The 23037-nt window shown below is 74.0% G+C and carries 17 protein-coding genes; 14 read left to right on the top strand and 3 right to left on the bottom strand.

The features are described 5' to 3' along the window. The first annotated feature begins 101 nt into the window (after positions 1 to 101). Positions 102 to 1607 (top strand): cryptochrome/photolyase family protein, encoded by a 1506-nt coding sequence (locus tag HEK131_RS13440; RefSeq protein ID WP_244335226.1) that lies wholly within the window; start codon positions 102 to 104, stop codon positions 1605 to 1607. A 79-nt stretch (positions 1608 to 1686) separates the two neighbouring features. On the opposite strand, the gene HEK131_RS13445 is transcribed toward HEK131_RS13440, so the two are convergent. Next, positions 1687 to 2259 (bottom strand): Dps family protein, encoded by a 573-nt coding sequence (locus tag HEK131_RS13445; RefSeq protein WP_217464134.1) that lies wholly within the window; start codon positions 2257 to 2259, stop codon positions 1687 to 1689. Positions 2260 to 2501: 242 nt separating this feature from the next. Here HEK131_RS13445 and HEK131_RS13450 point away from each other — a divergent pair, with 242 nt between their 5' ends. From HEK131_RS13450 to HEK131_RS13495, 10 genes are all read left to right on the top strand, one after another. Further along, positions 2502 to 3203, top strand: a complete 702-nt coding sequence (locus HEK131_RS13450; protein WP_244335227.1) for an alpha/beta hydrolase — start codon at positions 2502 to 2504, stop codon at positions 3201 to 3203. 160 nt (positions 3204 to 3363) lie between these two features. Then, positions 3364 to 3666, top strand: a complete 303-nt coding sequence (locus HEK131_RS13455) for a chorismate mutase family protein (protein WP_217464136.1) — start codon at positions 3364 to 3366, stop codon at positions 3664 to 3666. After that, the gene (gene pabB / locus HEK131_RS13460) at positions 3663 to 5750 is read left to right on the top strand and encodes an aminodeoxychorismate synthase component I (protein ID WP_244335228.1); all 2088 of its coding nucleotides are present in this window, start codon (positions 3663 to 3665) and stop codon (positions 5748 to 5750) included. The genes HEK131_RS13455 and pabB overlap by 4 nt, the downstream gene beginning before the upstream one ends. Continuing rightward, entirely contained in the window at positions 5747 to 6619 is an 873-nt protein-coding gene (locus tag HEK131_RS13465; protein ID WP_217464138.1) for a prephenate dehydrogenase/arogenate dehydrogenase family protein, read from the top strand. Before pabB ends, HEK131_RS13465 begins: the two co-directional genes overlap by 4 nt. A 77-nt stretch (positions 6620 to 6696) precedes the next feature. Next, a complete protein-coding gene (locus tag HEK131_RS13470; RefSeq protein WP_244335229.1) occupies positions 6697 to 8382 on the top strand; it encodes a class I adenylate-forming enzyme family protein in 1686 nt (561 codons plus the stop codon). Then, the gene (locus HEK131_RS13475; RefSeq protein WP_244335231.1) at positions 8379 to 9029 is read left to right on the top strand and encodes a DsbA family protein; all 651 of its coding nucleotides are present in this window, start codon (positions 8379 to 8381) and stop codon (positions 9027 to 9029) included. Before HEK131_RS13470 ends, HEK131_RS13475 begins: the two co-directional genes overlap by 4 nt. Positions 9030 to 9134: 105 nt before the next feature. Next, positions 9135 to 11753: an ATP-grasp domain-containing protein gene (locus HEK131_RS13480; protein WP_244335233.1), complete on the top strand. Its 2619-nt coding sequence runs from the start codon at positions 9135 to 9137 to the stop codon at positions 11751 to 11753. After that, entirely contained in the window at positions 11750 to 13009 is a 1260-nt protein-coding gene (locus HEK131_RS13485; RefSeq protein ID WP_244335235.1) for an MFS transporter, read from the top strand. Before HEK131_RS13480 ends, HEK131_RS13485 begins: the two co-directional genes overlap by 4 nt. Then, a complete protein-coding gene (locus HEK131_RS13490; RefSeq protein WP_244335237.1) occupies positions 13006 to 14211 on the top strand; it encodes an ATP-grasp domain-containing protein in 1206 nt (401 codons plus the stop codon). Before HEK131_RS13485 ends, HEK131_RS13490 begins: the two co-directional genes overlap by 4 nt. A 133-nt stretch (positions 14212 to 14344) precedes the next feature. After that, positions 14345 to 15541 (top strand): MFS transporter, encoded by a 1197-nt coding sequence (locus HEK131_RS13495; protein WP_244335238.1) that lies wholly within the window; start codon positions 14345 to 14347, stop codon positions 15539 to 15541. A 4-nt stretch (positions 15542 to 15545) separates the two neighbouring features. Here the strand turns inward: HEK131_RS13495 and HEK131_RS13500 are convergent, their stop codons facing one another. Together HEK131_RS13500 and HEK131_RS13505 are read right to left on the bottom strand one after the other, a co-directional pair. Further along, positions 15546 to 16532: a histidinol-phosphate transaminase gene (locus tag HEK131_RS13500; protein WP_244335240.1), complete on the bottom strand. Its 987-nt coding sequence runs from the start codon at positions 16530 to 16532 to the stop codon at positions 15546 to 15548. Beyond that, positions 16529 to 17509, bottom strand: a complete 981-nt coding sequence (locus HEK131_RS13505; protein WP_244335242.1) for a LuxR family transcriptional regulator — start codon at positions 17507 to 17509, stop codon at positions 16529 to 16531. The genes HEK131_RS13500 and HEK131_RS13505 overlap by 4 nt, the downstream gene beginning before the upstream one ends. Positions 17510 to 17901: 392 nt before the next feature. Between HEK131_RS13505 and HEK131_RS13510 the strand changes: the two genes are divergently transcribed. From HEK131_RS13510 to HEK131_RS13520, 3 genes are read left to right on the top strand one after another with little or no spacing between them, the layout of a single operon-like run. Next, positions 17902 to 19647, top strand: a complete 1746-nt coding sequence (locus HEK131_RS13510) for an AMP-binding protein (RefSeq protein WP_244335244.1) — start codon at positions 17902 to 17904, stop codon at positions 19645 to 19647. Positions 19648 to 19654: 7 nt separating this feature from the next. Further along, positions 19655 to 21595 carry an FAD/NAD(P)-binding protein gene (locus tag HEK131_RS13515; RefSeq protein ID WP_432215700.1) on the top strand — a complete coding sequence of 647 codons (1941 nt, stop codon included), beginning with the start codon at positions 19655 to 19657 and terminating at the stop codon, positions 21593 to 21595. Next, complete coding sequence (locus HEK131_RS13520) at positions 21592 to 22983, top strand: class-II fumarase/aspartase family protein (RefSeq protein WP_244335248.1); 1392 nt, start codon at positions 21592 to 21594, stop codon at positions 22981 to 22983. Before HEK131_RS13515 ends, HEK131_RS13520 begins: the two co-directional genes overlap by 4 nt. Positions 22984 to 23037: the final 54 nt, after the last annotated feature.

A 23037-nucleotide genomic window follows, 5' to 3' on the forward strand; every position in this document is an offset into this window, starting at 1 on the left:
ACGGCAAGTGTTTTCCGTGACGGCCATCGGGCCGACAGCACATGGATACACCCCCACCTGCACCGTCCGCCGCGCGTAGCACCGATCGAGGAGTGGCCGCGATGACCGACCGGCACTGGCTGTTCGGCGACCAGCTCGGTCCCCACTTCCTCACGCCCGGCCCCGACGGACCCGCCCAGGACGCCCCCGTGGTGCTGATCGAAGCGCGCTCGGTGTTCCGCCGCCGGCGATTCCACCGGGCCAAGGCCCATCTGATCCTCTCCGCGATGCGCCACCGGGCCGCCGAACTCGGCGACCGCGCCCGCCTCGTCCGCGCCGAGACCTACCGCGAGGGCCTGCGCGAGGCGGTCGGCGACGCCCCCGTCACCGTCCACCACCCCACCTCGCGCGCCGCCCTCGGCCTGGTCCGCTCGCTGGAGCAGGTGAGCGTGCTGCCCGCCAGGGGCTTCCTGTTCCCGCACGACGCCTTCCGCGCCTGGGCCGACGGACGCGGCGGGCGGCGACTGCGCCAGGAGGACTTCTACCACTGGGTACGCCGCGAGCTGGACCTCCTCATGGACGGCGGCGAACCCGCGGGCGGCCGCTGGAACCACGACCACGACAACCGCGAACCCCCGCCCAAGGGCGCCCGCACCCTCGACGCGCCGAGGCCCTACCGGCCCCGCGAGGACGACATCGACGACGAGGTGCGCGCCGACCTCGACCGCTGGGAGCGGGACGACGGCATCCGCTTCGTCGGCCGGGACGGCCCGCGCCGCTTCCCCGCCACCCGCCGCGAGGCGCTGGCCGCGCTGCGCCGCTTCACCGGGCACCGGCTCGCCGGGTTCGGCCCGCACGAGGACGCGATGCTCGCCGCCGACCCGGTGATGAGCCACAGCCTCCTCTCCTCCTCTCTCAACCTCGGCCTGCTCGACCCGGCCGAGGTGGTCCACGCCGCCGAGGACGCCTGGCGCTCCGGCGACGCGCCCGTGCACAGCGCCGAGGGGTTCATCCGCCAGGTCGCGGGCTGGCGCGAGTACGTGTGGCAGCTCTACTGGTACTTCGGCGAGGAGTACCGGGACCGCAACGCCCTGCGCGCCCACGCGCCGCTGCCCGACTGGTTCCTCGAACTCGACGCGGACGCCGTCACCGCGCGCTGCCTCTCCACCACCCTCGCGCAGGTGCGCGACACCGGCTGGACCCACCACATCCCGCGCCTGATGCTGCTCGGCAGTCACGCGCTGCAGCAGGGCTGGGAGCCACGCGCGGTCACCGACTGGTTCCACCGCTGCTTCGTCGACGGCTACGACTGGGTGATGCTGCCCAACGTCGTCGGCATGTCCCAGTACGCCGACGGCGGCCGGATGACCACCAAGCCGTACACCTCCGGTGGGGCCTACATCCACCGCATGAGCGACTTCTGTGGTGGCTGCGCCTACAAGCCCGGCGACCGCACCGGCGAACGGGCCTGCCCCTACACCACCGGCTACTGGTCCTTCGTGCACCGTCACCGCGACCTGCTCGCCGCGAACAACCGCACCTCCCGCGCCGTCCAGGGCCTGGACCGGCTCGGCGACCTGGAAGACGTGCTGCGCACCGAACGGGACCGGGGTGACGCACCGCCCTGACGGCAGGCGGCACCGCCGCGCGCCGCCGCCCACGAGGGCAGCGGCGCGCGGCGGTGTGTGCCGGGGGGGTATGCGGGGGTCAGCTCACCTCGGCGCCCTTGGCGGCCGCCTCCTTCTCGGAGTGCACGTCACCGGTGGCGAGCGTGCCGCGCGCGCTCTCCAGGTGCGCCCGCACGAACCACTGGAACTGCTCCAGGTCGCGGAGCTGCCCGATCAGCAGGTCCTCGGTGGCGGGGTCGATCTCGCCCGCCTCCTTGACCGCGGCACGCACGCCCTCGTTCACGCCGGTGTAGACCATGTCGAGCGCGGCGAGGTGCGCGATGGCGTCGCCCCGGCCGATGGAGTAGTCGTCCCAGGTCCGCTCGGACACCAGGGCGCCCGGCGTGCCCTGGGCGACACCGCCGAGGGCGGCGATCCGCTCGGCCACGTCGTCGGCCATGTCGCGGACCTGGTCGACCTGCGGGTCGATCATCTCGTGCACGGCGATGAAGTGCGGTCCGACCACGTTCCAGTGCACGTGCTTCAGGGTGAGGTGCAGGTCGTTGAGCGCGTGCAGACGGAGGCGGAGCAGACCGATGAGCTTGCCCGCCGCCTCGCGTTCGAGGCCCGGAACGGTGTACTCCGGGGTCAGGTCCTTGGTCTGGCTGGTCATGATTCACCTCTGTCGTAACGGTGAGAAGTCCTTGCCTGAGCACATGTGCCCCGGTCCGACCCTCTCAGACGTGCCGGTGCGCCGCCCGTCCTGCTGCTCCGACCAAGCCGCCCGCCGAGCGGCTACGGATTCCCTGTGACGATCCCGTACGACAGCCCGGAGGGAAGGCGCACCAGGTGAGAGTCGACAGCGACGGTCCGGACGAGACGGCGCGGTACGAAGGCGACGGGGGAGCGGTAGGCATGACCGCGTACACACCGCAGGGCACCGAAGGCGCCCTGGTCGTCCGGCACGCCCCGGAGTCACCCGTGGCCGCCGTGCTCACCCTGCACGGCGGACGGGCGAACGACGCCTCCGCCACCCGGCCCTGGCACCTCGCCGCGCTGCGCATGCGGCCCATCCTGCGCGCCGTCGCCACCGGCCTGCCGCCGGACGGCGTCCTGCTCGGCGAGGTCCGCTACCGGCAGCGCGGCTGGAACGGCGGAGCCGCCGCCGACGACGTGCTGCGCGCCCTGGCCGAGCTGCACGACCGGTACGGCCCGCTGCCCGTCGTCCTGGTCGGCCACTCGATGGGCGGCCGTGCCGCCGTGCACGTGGGCGCCCACCCCGCCGTGCGCGGCGTGCTCGCCCTCGCGCCCTGGCTGCCCGCCGGCGAACCCGCCGTCCACCTGCGCGGACAGCGGATCGTGGTGCTGCACGGCGACGCCGACCGGATCACCGGCGCGGACGACTCCGTGAAATTCGTGCTGCGGGCCCGCACGGCCGGCGCCCACGCCGGGATGGTCATGCTCACCGGCGCGGAGCACGCGATGCTGCGCCGCCTGCCCGTGTGGAACCGGCTCTGCGCCGAGATCGTGGCCGACCTGCTGCGCGAGCACCCCGCCGAGGACGGCACGGTCGCCGAGGCCACCGCACCCGGAGCCCCGGCCTTCCTGCGCCGCTGAACCCCCTCCCACGACGTCCGCACGCACGCCGACATGTCCCTCTTGTCCGCTTATCTATCCCCGCACTGTGTGCACTGCGGTGATCCGAGCTATCGGGCCGGTGGCGGCCCGAGCCCGGCGGCGGGCACATTCGGACCGTGGACAGGCGGGAGGGGCAGCCATGGGGGAGAGGCCGACAGCCGGCGTCACCATCGAGGGCCTTCGGGCGGAACTCGACGCGATCGACGAACGGTTCCTGGAACAACTGCGCGCCCGGATCGAGAAGTGCGTGGAGATCGGGCACTTCAAGCGCGAGCACGACGTGCCGATGATGCAGCCGCACCGCATCGGCGTGGTCCAGGAACGCGCCGCCCGCTACGGCGAACGGCACGGCATCGACCGGGACTTCCTGCGCAGGCTGTACGACCTCGTGATCGAGGAGACCTGCCGCGTCGAGGACCGGGTGATCGGAGGTTCGCGTTGAGAACCCTGCTCATCGACAACTACGACTCGTTCACCTACAACCTCTACCAACTGCTCGGCGAGGTCAACGGACGGCCACCGGTCGTCGTCCGCAACGGCGCCGACTGGTCCGCGCTGCGGCTGGACGAGTTCGACGCGATCGTCGTCTCGCCCGGCCCCGGCAGGCCCGACCGGGAGCGCGACTTCGGCATCAGCGCCCGCGCCATCCTCGACAGCGGACTGCCCGTCCTCGGCGTCTGCCTCGGCCACCAGGGCATCGCCCACCTGTTCGGCGGCACGGTCGCCCTCGCGCCCGAGCCCATGCACGGCCGGGTCTCCGCCGTCCACCACAACGGCACCGACCTCTTCGCCGGACTCCCGAGCCCGTTCGACGTGGTCCGCTACCACTCGCTGGCCGCCACCGAGCTGCCCGCCGAACTCGAGGCCGTCGCCTGGACCGGCGACGGCGTGATCATGGGCGTACGGCACGTGTCCCGGCCCATCTGGGGCGTGCAGTTCCACCCCGAGTCCATCAGCAGCGAGTACGGACGCGACCTGCTGCGCAACTTCCGCCGCCTGGCCCTGGCCCACGCGGCCACCGGCGCCAACCGCTCCCGCTACACCGTGCACACCCGCCGGGTCGCCCTCCAGCCCGACACCGAGGCCGCCTACCGCGCCCTGTTCGCGGGGGACGCCCACAGCTTCTGGCTGGACAGCGGCGCCGTCATCGAGGGCCTGTCCCGCTTCTCCTTCCTCGGTGACGGGCGCGGCCCCCTCGCCGAGTACGTGAGCTACCGGGTCTCCGACGGCGGCGTCACCGTGCGCAGCCCCGGCCGCGCCGACGACGAGGGCGAGATCGTCGAACAGGGCTTCTTCGAGTACCTCGACGAACAGATCCGCACCAGGGCCGTGCCCGTCCCCGACGGCCTGCCCTTCGAGTTCAACCTCGGCTACGTCGGCTACCTCGGCTACGAGCTGAAGGCCGAGACCGGCGGCCAGGCCGTGCACAAGTCGGCCACCCCGGACGCGGCGATGCTCTTCACCGACCGGATGCTCGCCGTCGACCACGCCGAGGGCGTCAGCCACCTGCTCGCCCTCTCCGCCGACGGCGACGACCACGACGCCCTGCGCTGGCTGGACGAGACCGAGGCCCGGCTGCGCGCCCTGCCCGCCGGAACCGGAGCGCACACCCCGTCCCGCTTCACGGGCACCGGCATGACCGACCCGGACGCCGACGGCCTCCTCCGGCTCCGCCACGGCAAGGACGCCTACCTCGACCGGGTCCGGCAGAGCCTGGAGGAGATCCGGCAGGGCGAGACGTACGAGGTCTGCCTGACCAACTCCGTCGTCATGGACGTCCGCATCGACCCGCTCACCACCTACGCGCACCTGCGCCGGCTGAGCCCGGTGCCGTACGGCGCGCTGCTCGACTTCCAGGGCGTCGCCGTGCTCAGCGCCTCGCCCGAGCGGTTCGTCACGGTCGGGACCGACCGGGTCACCGAGTCCAAGCCCATCAAGGGCACCCGCCCGCGCGGCGCGACCGCCGCCGAGGACGAGGAACTGCGCCGGGACCTGCTCAGCCAGGAGAAGGACCGCGCCGAGAACCTGATGATCGTCGACCTGATCCGCAACGACCTCAACTCCGTCTCCGAGGTCGGGTCCGTGCACGTGCCCCGCCTGTTCCACGTGGAGACCTACGCGCCCGTCCACCAGCTCGTCTCCACCATCCGGGGCACGCTGCGCCCCGAGGAGACGGCCGTCACCTGCGTCCGGGCGGCCTTCCCCGGCGGCTCGATGACCGGGGCGCCCAAGCTGCGCACCATGGAGATCATCGACCGGCTGGAGGAGGGACCGCGCGGCGTCTACTCCGGCTCGCTCGGCTGGTTCGCGCTCAGCGGGGCCGCCGACCTCAACATCGTCATCCGCACCCTCGTGGCCACCCCCGACCGGGTCGCCTTCGGCGTGGGCGGGGCGATCGTGGCCCTGTCGGACCCCGAGGAGGAGTTCGAGGAGACCGTCGTCAAATCCCGCGCGATGGTCACCGCCGTGCTCGCCACCGCGCTCGACGCGGACCACGCCGCCCCGGCGGCCGGGAGCCGGTCGTGATCCGGCGGGCCGTCGTCGTCGGCGGAGCCGGGGCCGTGGGGAGGCTGTTCACCGAGCGGCTGCTGGAGGCGGGTGCCGAGGTGAGCGTCGTCGACCCCGCCGGCACGCCTGCGGCCGGAGCGGCGCGTCTCGTGCGCGGCGACATCACCGACCCCGGCCCGGCGCTCACCGCCGAACTCGGCCGGGCCGACCTCGTCGTGCTCGCCGTGCCCGAGCCGGTGGCGCTCGCCGCGCTGCCCGCCGTGGCCGGGATGCTCGGCACCGGCGCGGTGCTCGCCGACACGCTGTCCGTGAAGCAGGCCGTCACCCGTGCCGTACGCGAACACGCCCCCGGCGTCCAGGCGGTCGGCCTCAACCCGATGTTCGCGCCCGCCCTGGGCTTCGCCGGACGGCCGGTGGCCGCCGTCGTCGTCCACGACGGCCCCGCCGTCGCCGCGCTGCTGGCGCTGGTCGAGGGCTGGGGCGCCACCGTCGTACGCGTCGACGCCGCCGAACACGACCGGCTCGCCGCCGCCTCCCAGGCGCTCACGCACGCCGCCGTCCTCGGCTTCGGGCTGGCGCTGGCCGGAACGGGGGTGTCCGCCGCCGACCTGCGGCCGATCGCCCCGCCGCCCGCGACCACCCTGCTCGCCCTGCTGGCCCGCGTCGCCTCCGGCACACCCGAGGTGTACTGGGACGTCCAGCACGCCAACGCCGAGGCGGGGGCGGCCCGCAAGGCGCTGGCGGAGGCCGTGCACCGGGTCGCCGACACTGTGGAGCACGGCACCGAGGCCGACTTCGCCGCCCTCCTCGGCGAACTGCGCGCCTACCTGGGCGACGACCTCGCCCACCACCGCGACACCTGCGCCCGGCTCTTCGCACAGCCCTGAGGGATCACCCGCGGCCGCACGGCACGACGGCGAGGACCTCGCCGCACCCTGCCCGACCCCTGTCCGAGAGGTTGTCCATGACCACGTTCGCCCCCACCGTCCTGACCCCCGAGCAGCGGTCCGCGCTCGCCGCCGACCCCGCCGTCGGCGGCGGCAACCTGCTGCGCGCCGCGCTGGCCACCAGTCCCCACCCCGACCTGCCGTTCCTGCGCTCCAGCCGCCCGATACCCGTCTCCTCGGGCGAGGAGCGCGAGGAGTTCAGCCTCACCGAGTTCGACGCGCTCGCCCAGAGCTGGTCCGCCTGGTACCTCGCGCAGGGCGTGGGGACCCGCGACCGGGTCGCCGTCTGGTTCGAGGACTCCCTCGCCTACTCGCTGCACCTCTACGCCCTCGCCCAGATCGGCGCCGTGGCCCTGCTGATCAACTCCAACGCCCCGCAGGCCATCGCCACTTCGCTGATCGAGCAGACCGCGCCGGTGGGCCTCTACGCCGACCGGGCACGCCTCGACCGGCTCGGCTCCGCCGTGGAGGGCCTCGGCCTGCGCTTCACCGCGTCCGTCGAGGACCTGCCCGCCCCGCCGGCCGCGCCGCTCCCGGACTCCGCCTACTGGCACCACCACGACGACGACCCGGTGGCGATCCTGCACTCCTCCGGCACCACGGGCCGCCCCAAGCCGACCATCCACACCCACAAGTCCATCGTGTCCGGGCCCAAGTTCCGCCTGGTCGACCACACCGAGCAGCCCGGCGCCCTGATGATGACCGCGCTGCCGCAGTCCCACCTGGGCTGCATCGCGTACACCGTCTACGCGGTCCTCGGCGGCACCCCGATCGTGGCGCTCAGCGACCGCAGCGGCCCCTCGCTCGCCGCCGCCGTCGGCAGCCACCGGCCGACCTCCGTGATGTCCTTCGCGCACGCCTACGCCGAACTCGCCAACACCGAACCGGAGGTTGGCGCGCTGGACTCCGTGCAGGCGTGGGTGTCCATCGGCGACGCCGTGCACCAGGCCCACATCACCAAGGTGCTCTCGATGCGCAGCCCCGGTCTGGAGCCCGCCGCCTTCCTGGACCGGCTCGGCACGACCGAACTCGGCTGGGGCGTCCTGCTGAAGGCCCGCACCCTGGACAGCGAGCGCAACGACCGCTGTGCGGGCAAGCCGGTCGGCGTCGCCGAGGTCAGCATCCTGCGCGAGGACGGCAGCCACGCCGACGACGGCGAGGTCGGCTACCTCGCCGCCAAGGGCCCCGCCATCACGCCCGGTTACTGGGGCGACTCCGACCTCACCTACCGCTTCAAGCTGTCCGGCTACTGGCTGCCCGGCGACATGGCCTACCGCGACACCGAGGGCGACTTCTTCCTCGTCGACCGCGCCGCCGACGCCATCGAGACCGAACAGGGCACCGGCTACTCGGTGTTCATGGAGGAGGTCATCCTCAACGACGTCCCCGACACCGGCGACGTCGCCGTGGTCGCCGGTCGCCGCGACGGACGGACGGTGCCGGTCGCCGTCGTCACCGTGGGCCAGTCGGTCGCCGACCCCGAGCCGGAGAAGCTGCTCCGGCAGGCCAACGAGGCGCTCCGGGCCGCCGGTCACCCGCTGCTGGGCCTGCTGGAGATCGTCCCGGAAGAGACCGGTCTGCCCGTGGGGGTCACCGGTAAGGTCCTCAAGCGGCGGCTGCGCGAGCGGTACGCCGAGCTGACCGCCTACGTCCGTGACCGCGACGGCGCGCTCATCGCCGTCCACGAGGAGCCCACCGCATGACCGCAGACACGCCCGCCACCGCGCCGGCCTCCGGCGCCGGTACGGACACCGCCAAGGTCGACTTCTACTTCGACCCGGCATGCCCCTTCGCCTGGATCACCTCCCGCTGGATTCTCGAGGTCCAGCAGCACCGTCAACTGGACCTCAATTTCCGGGTGATGAGCCTGTACGTCCTCAACGAGGGGCGTGAACTGCCCGACTGGTACCGCGAACTGGTCGACAACTCCCTCGCCCTGATCCGGATCGTCACCGCCGCCGCCCACCACCACGGCGACGAGGTGCTGCCGGGCCTGTACGAGGAGCTGGGCACCCGCATCCACAACGGCGGCGACAAGGACTACCTGTCGGTCGCGGCCGAGGCCCTGGCCGCACGCGGACTGCCCGACTCGCTGCTGGCCGCCGCCGACAGCGACGCCTACGACGAGGAACTGCGCAAGAGCCACCACGAGGGCATGGACCCGGTCGGCGAGGACGTGGGCACGCCCACCATCCACATCGACGGCGTCGCCTTCTTCGGCCCGGTGCTGAACTCCATCCCGCGCGGCGAGGAAGCCGCCCGGATCTTCGACGGAGCCCGCGCCCTGGCCAACTACCCGGACTTCTTCGAACTGAAGAGGACCCGGACGGGCAGTCTCCGCTTCGACTGAGACGCGTCCCGACGGCGACCGGGCCGACTCCCGCCGACGGGGAGCGGCCCGGCCGCCCCGCACCGCCGCATCCATACCGGCAACGACATTCGGGGGGAACGGGAGATGGACGAGCCGCAGCGAAGAGAACAGCGCCCGCCCGCCTTCGTACTGGCGGGATCGTTCCTGGTGGTGTGCCGCTCCCCGGCCTACCTGGACGAACTCACCCGGCGCGGCCTGAAGATCCTCCTCATCACCCCCGCCGGCGCCCGCGACGAGGCACTGGCACGGGCCGGTGACCCCGCCCATCCGGCGTCCGCCATCCACGACTTCGCCTTCGTCGACGGTGATCCGGGCCGCGACAACTCCTTCCTCCCCGGCGCGGTGGCCGCCGCCCTGCGCTGGCGCGAGGAGTACGACATCGTCGGCGCCTGTGCCGTCGGCGAGACCCAGGTCGAACCCGTCGGGCTGCTCGCCGACGCCCTCGGCGTGCCCGGCCCCGGCCTGCGCGCCAGCCGCGCCTGCCGCAGCAAGTACCTCCAGCGCTGGTACCTGCCCGAGTTCAGCCCGCCCGCCCTGGTCGTCCCGCCCGGCGAACGCGAACTCGTCGACACCGACGCCCTGACCTACCCGGTGGTGTTCAAGCCCGCCGGACGGCACTCCAGTTCCGGGGTGGAGAGCGTCGGCGGACCCGGCCGGCTGCGCGAACTGCTGGCCGCGCACGCCCCGCACGAGACCGTGCTCATCGAGGAGAAGGTCACCGGGCAGGAGTTCTCCGTCGAGTCCCTCGTCCAGGACGGCCGGATCGTCTTCGCCTCCGTCACCCGCAAGGACACCACCGACAGCCACGCCACCACCTTCGTCGAGCTGTCCCACACCGTCCCCGGCGACCGCCCCGACCACGAGACGGCGCTGCTCGCCGCCAACGCGGCCATCCTGGACACCCTCGCCTTCCGCGACGGCGTCTCCCACGCCGAATGGCGGATCGGCGCCGGGGGACGGCCCGTCCTGATGGAGATCGCCGCCCGCCCGCCCGGCGACGGACTGTGCGTGCTGTACGAACTGGCCACCGGGGCCTCGCTGGAACGGCAGATCATCCGGATCGCCCTCGGCGAACCCGTCACCTACCCGGCGCCCGCCAGGTTCGCCCGGCAGGTCTACCTGGAGCACACGCCGGGCATCCTGCGCGACGTGACCGTGGAGGGCTTCGCGGTCGCGCCCGCCTGGGTCGGGGAACGCGGACTCTGGCCCCGTACCGCACCCGGCGCTCCGGACGACCCGCCCACCCTGCGCGCGGTCCTCGTCCACCAGGACCGCGGTACCCGTCTCGGCGAACTGCGCAGCTCCGAGGACCGTGCCGTCTCCTTCCTCGTCGACGCCCCCGACATCGGCGGGCTCGACGCGCTGGAGGCCGAGGTGCGCGCCGCGGTCACCGTCGACACCGGACCCGAGGACCTGCCCGGGACGCCCGGAGTCACCCACGTCCTGGTCGGCTACAGCCCCGTCATGCTCGGCAAGCTCGACGGCCTCCTCCCGGCCGGCTCCGTGCTGGTGCTGGAGGAACCCGACGTCATCGAGGCACGCGGGCTCACCGGTCTCGCCGACCGCCACGCCTGCGTGGCCGCGCTGCTGCCCGCGCCCACCCAGGACGAGGCACACCCCGAGCGCCTGGTCCGGGCCGTACCCCGCCCGCCCCAGGTCCGCGCGGTCGTCCCCGTCGTCGAGTACGGGGTGGTCACCGCCGCCGCGCTCGCCGAGGAGTGGGGGCTGCCCGGCGCGGGCGTCAAGGCCGCCCACCTGCTGCGGGACAAGGGCCTGCTGCGGGCCGCGCTGACCAGCAGCGGCACAGCCCAGCCCGACTGGGCGCCCGCCACCGGCCCGGAGACGGTGGCCGCGTTCCGCGCCGCCCACGGCGGCGAGGCCGTCCTCAAGCCCGCGGGCCGGCAGGCCAGCCTCGGCGTGCAGCTCCTCGGCCCGGACGACGACGTGACGGCGGCCTGGGCGCACACCACCGGCGCCGACGAACCGGCCCTGCGCGCCCGCCACCCCGAACCGGCCCGCTATCTGGTCGAACAGCGGCTGCACGGACCGGAGGTGAGTGTGGAGGCCGTCGTCCACGAAGGCGTGGTCGGCTTCCTCAACATCACCGCCAAGACCGTGCTGGACTCCCGGCACCCCGTCGAGACCGGCCACACCGTGCCCGCCCCGCTCCCCGAGGACACCGGGGCCGAGCTGCGCCGGTGCCTGGTGCGGCTCGCCGAGAGCGTCGGCTTCCGCTCCGGCATCCTGCACTCCGAGTGGCTGCTCGCCGAGCCGGACGGGCGCCCGCACCTGATCGAGTGCGCGGGGCGGATGCCGGGCGGCGGCATCACCATCCTCATCGACGAGGCGTACGGCACCGACATTCTCGGCCTCCTGCTCCGGGTGCTGGAGGGGCGCGGGCCCGTCGAGCCGCTGCCCGCCCTGAGAGGCGCCGCCGTGCGCTTCCTCACCCCGCCGCCCGGCCGGGTCGCGCGGGTGTCGGGCGCGGAGCGGGCGCGGGCGGCCGACGGGGTGTGCGAGGTGCATCTCGCCGTCGAGCCGGGGTCCGAGGTGCGGGCCGTCACCAGTTCCTGGGAGCGCGCCGGGTTCGTCATCGCCACCGACGGGGACGGACCGGCCGCCGCGGCCCGCCTCGCCGAGCGCGCGGCCGCCCTGATCGACATCGTCACCGTGCCCGAGTCCGCGCCCGGGGAGGAGGGATGAGCCGCTCCTTCTGGCGCGCCTACATACCCGCCACCGCCAACGGGCGTGCCTTCGCGGTCATCTCGCTGGTCAACGCGATCGGCACCGGTCTGTATCTCGCCGCCTCCGCGGTGTTCTTCGTCCGCTCCGTAGGGCTGAGCCCGGCCGAGGTCGGCACCGGGCTCGCCGTCTCGGGCGTCGTCGGCTTCCTCACCACGGTCCCGATCGGCGCGGCGGGGGACCGGTTCGGCGCCCGGCGCACCCTGATCGCCCTCCAGCTCTGGCGGGCGGGCGGGTTCGCGCTGCTCTGCCTCGTGCACGGACTCCTCGGCTTCACGCTCGTCTCCTGCGCGCTGGCCGCCGCCGAGGCGGCCACCCAGCCGATGACCCAGGCGGTGGCCTCCGCGACGGTCGCCGGCACCGACCGCACCCGCACCATGGCCATCATCCGCACCGTGCGCAACGCCGGTTTCTCGGTCGGTGCGCTGCTCGCCGCGCCCCTGCTGACCGCGGACAGCGTGTGGCCGTACCGGGCCATCGTGCTCGGCACCGCCGCCGCCTTCGTCGTGTCGGCGCTCATGCTGACCCGGCTCCGGCTCGACGGGGCCGACACCGTCCAGCGCAAGGTCGGCCCGCTCGACGCGGTCCGGCGCTTCCGTGACTGGCGGTACGGGCTGCTGACCGTCCTCAACGGGTTCCTCAACCTGCATGTCACGATCCTGGCCGTGGGCCTGCCGCTGTGGGCGCTGCAGGCCACCGAGATGCCCGCCGGCGCGCTGCCCTTCCTGGTGCTCGTCAACACCCTGATGTCGATCGTGCTCCAGGTCCCCGTCGCCCGGATCGCCGAACGCCCGGACGGCGCGGCGCGTTCGCTCAGGCTCGGCGGGGTGGCGCTCACCCTGTGCTGCGCCGCCCTCGCGGTGTCCGGCGCCCCCGACTCGGCCTGGGCGGCGGCCGCCGTGCTCGGACTGGCCTGTGTGCTGCTGACCTTCGGCGAGATGTGGCAGGCCACCGGCGGCTGGGAACTGAGCTACGCGTGGGCCCCCGAGGACCAGAAGGGCGTCTACCTCTCGGTGTTCAGCCTCGGCGGCACCGGCCAGCGCATCGTGGGCCCCGCGCTGATCACCTCCGTGGTGATCGCCGGCGGCCCGGTCGGCTGGGTCGGCCTCGCGGCCGCGTTCGCCCTGGCGGCCCTGCTCGTCACCCCCGTCACCCGCCTGCTCCGCACCCCGCCCCCGGCGGACGTGGCGGCCCCCGTCGAGAGGACCGCGTCATGACCGCGCCGAGGGAACTCCTGCTGGCCGGCGTCGGCACGATGGGCCGCCCGTACCTGGAGGCCGCCGCCCGGCTGGGCGTACGGGCGCGCGCGCTGGAGTCGGCGGCGACCTGGGCCGGCCGGCCGACCGCCCTCGCCGAGCGCTTCTACCGGGTGTCCGGCGACCACGAGGAGACCTGGGCCGGCGCGGTCGCGTCCGCCGTCGCCGAGCGGGTGCCGGACGGTCTGATCGGCTTCGCCGAGCCCCACGTCGTCGCGGCGGCCCTGGCCCAGCAGCGGCACGGACTGCGCGGACCGTCGCTGCACGCGGCGGTCGTCTCCCGCAACAAGGCCCTGCAACGCGCCCTGTTCGGCGCGCACGGCGTCCCGCAGCCGGAGCACCTGCACGTCGGCCGGCTCGGCGAGGCACGCGCGTGGATGCTCCGGCGGCTGCCCGTGGTGGTCAAACCGCTGACGCTCTCCGGCAGCATGGGCGTGGAACTGGTCCGCACCCCGGAGGCCGTCGAGGAGGTCCTCGCCCGCCGCGACGGCGAGGGGCGACTGCTCGTGGAGAGGGCCGTGGAGGGCCCCGAATACAGTTGGGAGGCCCTGGTCCGCGAGGGCGAGGTCCTCTTCGAGAACGTCACCGCCAAAGAGACGACGCCACCGCCGTACTTCGTCGAACTCGTCCACCGCTGCGGCCACGACTTCGCCCCCGAGGCCGCCGCGCGGGTACGGGAACTGACCTGGGGCGTGCTCCGCGCCCTCGGCATGGACACCGGCCTGGTGCATCTGGAGTTCCGGATGAGCGCGGACGGCCCGGTGCTGATGGAGGTCGCGGTCCGCACCCCCGGCGACTACCTGCCCGACGCGATCGGCCTGACCTACGGGTTCGACCTGTACGAGGCCATGGTCCTGCTGTCGGTCGGGCTGCCCCTGCCGGTCCTGCCCCGGCGGCCGGTGTCCTTCGCGGCCACCGTCTTCCCGACGGCGGAGCCCGGCACCATCACGGGGATCAGGGGAACGGAGGACGTACTGGCGCATCCGGCGGTCGTACGCGTACGGCTGCGCAAAGGGGTCGGGGACACGGTCCTGCCGCTCACCTCGTCGGGCCGGCGGCTGGGGCACGTGCTCGTCGACGCCGCCTCGCCCACCGAGCGGGAGGACGCCGTGAAGTTCGTCCGCGAGACCCTGCGCGTCACCGTCGCACACCCGGAGTCCTAGGCGCGACGGTCGTCTCCGGTGGCGCGCCCCACCGCGTGCCGGGAAGACTCCTCCCGGCACGGGCCCGTACGGAAGGAACTGAATGCGCGTCAGCCGGATCGTCCCCCCACCGGGTCCGCCACGGACCCTGGCCTTGGCGCAACTGACCAACTCCGTGGGCGACGGCGCCTATTACGTGTGTTCGGTGCTGTACTTCAGCCGGATCATCGGGCTGTCGCCGACCCAGATCGGCGCCGCGCTCACCGTGGGCTGGGCGCTGGGTGCCGTCGTCGGTGTGCCCCTCGGTCACCTCGCCGACCGGCGCGGGCCGCGCGGCATCGCCGTCCTGATGTCGCTGGCGACCGGCGTCGCCATCGCCTCCCTCCTCCTCGTGCGCACCTACCCGGCGTTCCTGGCCGCGGTCTGCCTCTACACCTGCTGCCAGTGCGGACTTGCGGCGGCCCGGCAGGCCCTGCTGGCCGGGCTGGTGGAACCCGCCCGGCGCACCGAGACACGGGCGTACCTCCAGTCCACCGTCAACGCGGGCCTCGCCCTCGGCGCCGCGCTCGGCGGCATCGCCCTCCAGCTCGACAGTGAGGCGTCGTACCTGACGGCGCTGGCGATGGACGCGGTCACCTTCGTGCTGGCGGCCTGGGTGCTGGGGCGGCTGCCCGCGCCTGCCCGACAGCTCCCCTCGGCGGACCGCCCGGCAAGACGCTCCCTCACCGTCCTCGGCGACCGCCCCTACGCCGTGGTCGCGCTGCTCAACATGGTCATGCTGCTGTACATGCCGCTGCTGAGCGTGGTGCTGCCGCTGTGGATCGTGCAGCGGACCGAGGCACCGGGCTGGACGGTCTCCGCGCTGCTGGTCCTCAACACGCTCAGTGTGGTGCTGTTCCAGGTGCGAATGGCCGCGCGGGTGACCGGGCTGCGGTCCGCCGCGCGTGCCGTGCGGCAGGCCGGGATCGTGCTGCTGCTGGCCTGTGTGTGCTTCGCGGTGTCGGCGGCCGGCACCTCGGTCTGGCTGCCGGTACTCGTGCTGCTGCTCGCCGCCTGTGTGCAGGTCTTCGGCGAGATGCTGCTCGGCTCCGGCTCCTGGGAGATCGGCTTCGCCCTCGCCCCGGCCGGCAAGCAGGGCCAGTACCAGGGCTTCTACGGCGCCGGGACCGCCGTGGCGCGGCTCATCGGCCCGCTGCTGCTGACCACGCTCATCCTGGCCTGGGGCACCGGGGGCTGGCTGGTCGTGGGCGCGCTGTTCCTGGGGGCGGGCATCGCGATGGAACCCGCCGTGCGGTGGGCGCAGGCGCGACGCCCGGCCGAGATGCGGGAGTCGGCGCCCGTACGGGACTGAGACCTCAGGGGGCCGGGAGTGCCGCCGCGACCCGCAGGACGGCGTCGTTCGCCTCCGGCGTGCCGACCGTGACGCGGACGCCCTCGCCGGGGAAGGCCCGTACGGCGACCCCGGCCCGGGCGCACGCCTCGGCGAACGCCGTGGTGCCCTCACCGAGCGGCAGCCACAGGAAGTTCGCCTCGGAGGCGGTCACGGGCACGATCGGCCTCAGCGCGTCGGTCAGCCGGTCGCGTTCCTTGACCACGGCCTCCACCCGCTCCAGCAGCTCGTCCTCCGCCGCAAGGGAGGCCAGGGCGGCGGACTGGGCGAGCGCGTTCACCCCGAACGGGATGACGGCGTGCCTGATCCGGGCGGCCACCTCCTCGTGCGCCACGGCGTAACCGACGCGCAGCGCGGCCAGGCCGTACGCCTTGGAGAAGGTCCGCAGCACGATCAGGTTCGGCCGGCTCCGGTACAGCTCGATGCCGTCGGGCGCCTCCGGGTCGCGCACGAACTCCCGGTACGCCTCGTCCAGCAGCACCAGGACACCCCGCGGCACCCGGTCCAGGAAGGCTTCCAGCTCGGCACGGGTGACGGCCGTGCCGGTGGGGTTGTTGGGGCTGCAGACGATGACCAGCGCGGTGCGCGGGGTGATCGCGTCGGCCATCGCCGCCAGGTCGTGCCGCTCCTCGCGCAGCGGCACCCGCACCGAGGTGCCCCGGCATATCCCGGTGAGATGCGGATACGCCTCGAACGACGGCCAGGCGTACACCACTTCGTCGCCCTCGCGGAGCACGGCGTGCAGCAGATGGAGGGTGACGCCCACCGATCCGGCGCCGGTCACGATGTGCGAGCGCGGCACCGCGTGGCGGGCGGCGAGCGCCTCGCCCAGCTCCGTGACCGTGCGGTCGGGGTAGCGGTTGAGGTCGCCGCCCGCGGCCGAGAGCGCGGCGCGTACCGAGGGCAGCGGCGGGTAGGGATTCTCGTTCGCGGCCAGCGCGTGACGGGTCATGGGCGCGTTTCTCCTGGGGTCGCTCGGGGGCGATCGGAAATAGCGGAATTCGAATCGGCCGGGAAATGATCGCTCAATGCCATGAGATATCCGAGCTGGAGCCGGTGCTGCGCTCCGTAATCCTCTTTCAGGCGCGCCACATGGCTTTGCAGTGAACGCAGGCTCAATCCAAGACGCCGCGCGATCTCCTTGTCCGAGCGGCCCTCGATCAGTAGTTTCCGGATGGATTCCCGCATGTCCGGGATGACCTCACCGGCGGCCTCGGCGGCCCGCACCGGAACGAAGGGAAACGGTTCGGCACGGTCCCACTGCCGGGTGAACACATCGGTGAGGAAGCCGACCACGGCCGGTTCCCTGACCAGGACCGCGGTCCGGCGGTCCCGGCTGCCCGGGAGGAACGCGGCCGAACGGTCGATGATGATGAGCCGCTCGCAGAACTCCGGCAGCGTGCGTACCTGGGCACCTAACTCCGTCACCACCTTGACGTACTGCTTCGTCGGTTCGTCGAACCGCGTGCTGTGCTGGTAGAGCGTCCGCATGGCCACACCGGCGGCCAGCTGCCGGCGCACCGAGGCCAGCGCGTCCCGCAGCACGGCGGGCGGGCGCGAGCCGTCCGGCTGGGCGGTGAGGATCTCCTCGCGGGCCCCCGCCAGCTCATTCTGAATGGCCAGGTTGATGTCCGGAAGGCCGTTCAGGTACCGGAAAGCGGAGTTCGCGCCGCCGTTCTCCCCGGAGTCCGGACGGGTCCCTGACGTGCTGTGCCGGTCCGAGGGCTCCCAGTCGGCCTGCTCGGCGACCGCGCGCGAGAGACCGCTCAGCGCCTCGGCGACGTTGCGCATGGTCGTGCGATAGTCCGGGACGTCCTCGGTGAGCGTGGCGGAGCAGGCGGCCAACGCCTCCTGCAGCGGGCCGGCCGCCTGCTCCCCCAGGGGAGTCCCGGTCGTCTCCGTGCCCGTTTTACGCTGAGCTGTTTCCATTTCAATCCTTCGCTTCACGGCACTGCGCCGACCCGAAGCATGTTAGGTCTTTTGTCTTCGTTCGCCGACGGCGACGGTTGTTCTGCCGGAGGATCGATCCGCGAGGCGCACCACCGTCCGCACGATTTCCCGGTCCTTTTTCCGGCGCTTCACCGAAGAGGGGGAGACATGTACGGCGGAATCGACGGTGTCCGTGAGTCGACAGTGGTCCTCGAAAGCGACGACGTCGGCTGGAACCGCCTCCACCGGCCACACACACCCGCCTGAGCGGACGTCACCCCGCCTCGGCGCGGACCGCCATGGTCCGCGCCGATCCGTGTGGGCGGGAGGTCCCGGACGCATCGCAGCCAACCACAGCGCCCGGCGGCGCGCCCGACGGGAGGAACACGAGCGTGAGGGCCGTTGAGACCGTCCTGCGCCGGCACGCCGAGGACAGCGACCGGCCGCTGGTGGAGGTGACGGCCGAGGACGGCACCGCCGTCGTCCATTCCTACCGCGACATCACCCGCGCCGCCCACGCCCTGGGCGAGCGGCTGGCGGCGCGCGTCCTCCGGGCAGGGGCGGCGCGCGTGGGTGTCCTGTGCGGCGACTCCGCCGAGGCCGTGGTCGCCGAACTCGCCCTGCTCGCGCTGCGGGTGACCGGCTGCCCGGTACCGCCCGGCGCCTCCGCGCCCACCGCGGCGACCCTGCTCGCGGACGTGTCCGCCGTGCTCGCCGACACCCACGGGCTGGCCTTGCTGGCCGCCTGGGCCGACCACCCCGTGCTGCCCGAGGACTGCCCGGTCGTCCCCGTCGACCTCGCCGCGACCGCGAGCGGCGCCTACCGCGTCCCCGACGACGACCGGGACTGGATCTGCAAGATCCTCCCCGCCTCGGCCGGTCCGGTCACACGGGTCGGCATCCGTGCCCACGCCGTCGCCGCTCATCTGGACGCGCTACGGGCGGAGTTGCCCGCCGGGGCCTTCGCCCGCTGCGCGGTCACCGTCCCGCTGGCCACCCTCGCCCACCAGGTGGCCGCCACACCGCTGGCCATCGCCGACCGGGGCTGCCTGGTCCTGCCCCCGGCCGGCGTCCCCGACACCGCGCTGCCCGGTTGGACGGCCGCCGTCCGGCCCACCGCGCTCGCCGTCACCCCGCCCGGCGCGGTGGCGCTGATCGGCGCCGCCCGCACCGCCCGCCGCGAGGGCAGGCCCGTCCCGGCCGCCCTGTTCGGCACCCCCGGCGTCCCGCTGCTGTGGTGCGGCACGGAGGTGCCCCACCCCCTGCTCCGCGAGTGCGAGGGCCTCGGGCTGCCGGTGTACGCCGGGTACGGGCTGGCCGAGAACACCGGCGCCGTCAGTTGGAACACCCCCGCCGCCCGCAGGTCCGGCACGGTCGGCCGGCCCCTGTCCCACGTCCGCACCGAGATCGGCCCCGATGGCGAACTGCTCGTCGGCGGTGCCGGGTTGGCCGTATCGCTGACCCCCAAGGACCCGGACGCCGACACCGACGGCTGGCTCCACACCGGCGTCCGGGCCGCCATCGACGCCGACGGGTTCGTCCACCTGGTCCGCCCGGAGCGCGCCCGGCGCGCCGGGGAACCGCTGACCCCCGAGATCGGCCGCCTGCTCTACTCCCTGGTCCGCTCCCTGCGCGCGGACTGCGTGGTGACGTTCGACGGCACGGCCGACGGCTCCCTCGTCCAGCTCGCCGCGGGCGCGCGGGCCAACGGCACCGGACAGGTCGTCGGCCATGTGCCCGACGCACACCGGGCCGCCGACACACGGGCCCGGCTGACCGCCGCCGGGCTGGCCCCCTGGGCGGAGGTCCGCCACGCCGGACTGCACGACCTCGGCCGCGCCCCCGCCCCGGTCGACCTCGCCCTGCTCGACTGCCGCCCCGACCTGACCCTGCCCGCGCTCACCGCGCTGGAGGGGCGGATGCGCCCCGGCACCATCGTGCTCGCCCTGGGCTCCGCCCCCACCGGCCCCTACCTCGACCGGGTGCGCGACGGCGCGGACTACCTGTCGATGCCCCTGCCCGTCGGCGCCGGAGCGGAGGTCTCCATCCGGCTCACCCCGGCCACCGCCGTCCCCCGACCCGCTCCCCGTCCGGTCCCCGGACCGGTCACGCCCACCCCACAGCCCAGCGGAGAGTGACCCTTTGATCAGCACACCCTCGGAGATCTGCATCGTCGGGGCGGGACCCCGCGGCGTGTCCGTCCTGGAGCGGCTGCTCGCCCAGGAACGCAAGTCGCCCTCGCGTGAACGCCTCACCGTGCACATCGTCGACCCCTCGCCCCCGGGACCGGGCCGGGTCTGGCGCACCGCGCAGTCCCCGCACCTGCTCATGAACACCGTCGCCTCACAGGTCACCCTGTTCACCGACCACAGCGTCGACATCACCGGCCCCGTCGAGGACGGCCCCAGCCTGTACGAGTGGGCGCGCCGCCTCGCCGACACCGACAGCGCGGACGAGCCGCTCGCCGCCGAGGCCCGCGCCCTCGGCCCCGACTCCTACCCGACCCGCGCCTTCTACGGCCACTACCTGAGCTGGGTCTTCCGGCGCCTCCTCGCCACCGCCCCCGCGCACATCACCGTCCGGGTGCACACCTCGCGCGCGGTCGCCCTGGACGACGCCGGTCCCAGGCCGGACGGCCCGCAGAGCGTGCTCCTGGCCGACGGCACGAAGCTGACCGGACTCGACGCCGTCGTCCTCGCCCTCGGCCACCTCCCCGCCCGGCCCACACCCGAGACACGCAGGCTCGCCGACTTCGCCGCCACCCACGGGCTGACGTATCTGCAACCGGCCAACCCCGCCGACCACGACCTGTCGGGCATCGCCGCCGGGCAGCCGGTGCTGCTGCGGGGACTCGGCCTCAACTTCTTCGACTACGTGGCGCTGTTCACGCTCGGCCGGGGCGGCTCCTTCACCCGCGTCGGCGACCGGCTCGTCTACACGCCCTCCGGCGAGGAACCCCGCATGTTCGCGGGCTCCCGGCGCGGAGTGCCCTACCACGCCCGCGGGGAGAACCAGAAGGGCGCCCACGGCCGCCACGAGCCACGGCTGCTCGACCCGGAACGGGTGGCCGCACTGCGCGAACGCGCCCGGCGGGGCGAGCGGTTGAGCTTCCGTGCCGACCTGTGGCCCCTGATCGCCCGCGAGGTCCAGGGCGTCTTCTACGCGGCCCTGCTCACCTCCCGCGGGCAGGACGCGACCGCCTTCGCCGACGCCTACCCGCACGTCCCGGACGGCCAGGAGGAGGCGTTCCTCGACGCGGCCGGCATCGGCGCGGCCGACCGCTGGGACTGGGACCGCATCGCCCGCCCTTACGGCGAACGGGAGTTCACCGACCTGCCCGCGTACCGCGCCTGGCTGCTCGGCCACCTCCGCCAGGACGTGACCGACGCCCGCGCGGGGAACGTCACCGGCCCGCTCAAGGCCGGCCTCGACGTGCTGCGCGACCTGCGCAACGAGATCCGCCTCGTGGTCGACCACGACGGCATCGACGGCACCTCCTACCGCGACGAACTGCACGGCTGGTACACCCCGCTCAACGCCTTCCTCTCCATCGGACCGCCCGCCTCCCGCATCGAGGAACTCGCCGCCCTCATCGAGGCCGGAGTCGTGGAGATCCTGCCGCCCGGCCTGCGCGTCACCACCGGGACCGACGGCCCCGCCTTCACCGCCCGCACCCTCGGCGGAGCCGATGTCGCCCCGCCCTTCACCGCGCTCATCGAGGCCCGGCTGCCCGAGCCCGACCTGCTCGGCACCGCCGACCCCCTGCTGCGCCACCTGCTGAGCACCGGCCGGTGCCGCCCCCACCGGATACCGGACGCCCACGGCGGCGCGTACGAGACCGGCGGGCTCGACGTGACGACCCGCCCGTACCGGCTCGTCGACGCCACCGGCCACCCCCACCCCCGGCGCTTCGCCTACGGCGTCCCCACCGAGTCCGTGCACTGGGTCACCGCCGCGGGCATCCGGCCCGGCGTGGGTTCCGTGACGCTGGAGGACTCCGACTCCATCGCGCACGCCGTACTGTCCCTGCCCGTCACCGAGTCCGACCCGAGGGGCGCCACCGGCCCGGCGGAGGTGACCGCATGAACGCCGGACTCGACTTCGGCCTCCTGTCCCCGGTGCGCGCCGGGGTGCCCGTGGAGGAGGCGACCGGGGACATGGCCTGGCTCCAGGCCATGCTCGACGCCGAGGCCGCGCTCGCGCGGGCCCAGGCCCGGCTCGGCGCCGTCCCCGCCCCGGCCGCCGCCGTCATCACCGAGGCCGCCGACGCGGACCGGCTGGACGTGCGCGCCCTCGCGCTGGCAGCCCGTGAGACCGCCAACCCGGTGGTCGGCCTGGTCCGCGCCTTCACCGCCGTGGTGGCCGCCGCCGACCCGGCCGCCGCCGAGTACGTCCACCGGGGCTCCACCAGCCAGGACATCCTGGACACCGGCACCATGCTGGTGGCCGCCCGCGCGCTGCGCCTGACCGTCGCCGACCTGCGCGCCACCGCCGGGGAGCTGGCCCGGCTCGCCGAGGCACACCGGGACACCGCCATGGCCGGGCGCACGCTCGCCCTGCACGCCGTGCCCACCACCTTCGGACTGAAGGCGGCGGGCTGGCGGTCCCTGGTCCTGGACTCCGCCGACCGGCTCGGCCGCGTCCTGGACCACGGCCTGCCGGTGGCGCTCGGCGGCGCGGCGGGCACCCTCGCCGGATACCTCGAGTACGCGCGCCTCGACGGAGCCACCGGCGCCGGAGATCCGGGCGGCTACCTCGACGCCCTGACCGCCGCCTACGCCGAGGAGACCGGCCTCGCCCGCCCGGTGCTGCCCTGGCACGCGCTGCGCACCCCGGTCGCCGACCTCGGCGCCGCGCTCGCCCACACGGCGGCGGCGCTCGGCAAGATCGCGGTCGACGTGCAGGTCATGGTCCGTACCGAGGTCGGAGAGGTGACCGAACCCGGCCCGGCCGGCCGGGGCGCCTCCTCCGCGATGCCGCACAAACGCAACCCGGTCCTCGCCACCCTGATCCGCTCGGCCGCCCTCCAGGTTCCCGTGCTCGCCGCCGGGCTCACCCAGTGCCTCACCACCGAGGACGAACGCTCCGCCGGGGGCTGGCACGCCGAATGGACGCTGCTGCGCGAGGCACTGCGCCTGACCGGCGGTGCCGCGCACACCGCGCTCGACCTCGCCCGGGGACTGACCGTCCACGCCGACCGGATGCGGGCCAACCTCGGCCTGACCGGGGGCCAGATCGTCTCCGAGCGCGTCGCCGCCGTCCTCGCCCCACGCCTGGGCAAGGCGGAGGCCCGGCGCCTGCTGACCGGGGCGTCGACGCGTGCGGCTGCCGAGGGAACATCGCTGGCCGAAGTCCTCTCGTCGCTGCCGGAGTTGAAGGGCGTGCTGGACGCGCACGAGCTGACGGAACTGCTCGACCCGGCGCACTACACGGGCGTGGCGGGCGCGTTGGTGGACCGCGCGCTGAAACGCTGAGGGAACGGGACGCGGGCGGCCTCCGTTGCCTACGCTGGCGGCGGCTCGTCCGTT

The organism is Streptomyces seoulensis (assembly GCF_022846655.1).
Lineage (GTDB): Bacteria > Actinomycetota > Actinomycetes > Streptomycetales > Streptomycetaceae > Streptomyces.